This is a genomic window from Streptomyces sp. NRRL B-24572 (genome assembly GCF_002156145.1).
GTDB lineage: Bacteria > Actinomycetota > Actinomycetes > Streptomycetales > Streptomycetaceae > Streptomyces > Streptomyces vietnamensis.
Map to the genome: position 1 here is coordinate 1 of NZ_MWIG01001215.1, position 729 is coordinate 729.

The 729-nt window shown below is 68.3% G+C and carries 1 protein-coding gene; it reads right to left on the bottom strand.

Going from position 1 to position 729, the window contains the following annotated elements:
* A partial coding sequence (locus CCN56_RS41390) for a transglycosylase SLT domain-containing protein (protein ID WP_086832602.1) occupies positions 1 to 326 on the bottom strand: 326 nt, incomplete at its 3' end.
* Positions 327 to 729: the final 403 nt, after the last annotated feature.

Below are 729 nucleotides of genomic sequence, written 5' to 3' on the forward strand. Positions count from 1 at the left end.
CCCCACTTGATCTGGGTGGCCGCGTTGGTCTTCCAGTCGGCACCGGCCGAGGACATCTTCGAGCCCGGCAGGGCCTGGACCAGGCCGTAGGCGCCGCTGGACGAGTTGGTCGCGCTGGGGTTCCAGCCGGACTCGTGCTCGACGATCTTGCTGAACGACGCGTACTGCGAGGCGGGGACGATCTGACGAGCGAGCTCCTGCGGGCTGGAGGCCGAAGCCGAGCCCGTCGTGCCCAGCACCGCACCGGACGCGCCCAGCAGCACGGCTGCGGAGACGGCGATCTTCTTGTTGCGGGCAGAGACACGAGTGGTGAGCGAGCGGATCAAGGTATCGACCTAACGTCGGGGACAAGGGGCGCGCCAGGCGTTTTCGGCAAGCCGGAACCAGAGCCCGGGAGACCCGGGAGCTGGGGGGGACCGGCCGTCCGTGGCGCTGCGATGAGCACCGGCTGCCTGGCGACGTCCACCAGAGAAGCAGGGCCGGAACTCCGATGCAACGACCCCCTGTACGAGGAAGGTTCGGACCCGGGGGGTGTGGGGGAGGTGGTTGCTGTGCGGTGTTTCCGCAGGTCATGCGGGGGTGTGGGGTGGTTTGAGGTGGTGTGCCGGTCTACTATTTCGGGTCGTACGTGATGTAGGTCCTATGGGGCGCCTCACTCGGAGAGGGCTCTTCCGGGGCCTCGAATGTGACCTGGGCCTCGAAGTTCGCCCGCCGCGTGGCCCGCCGCAG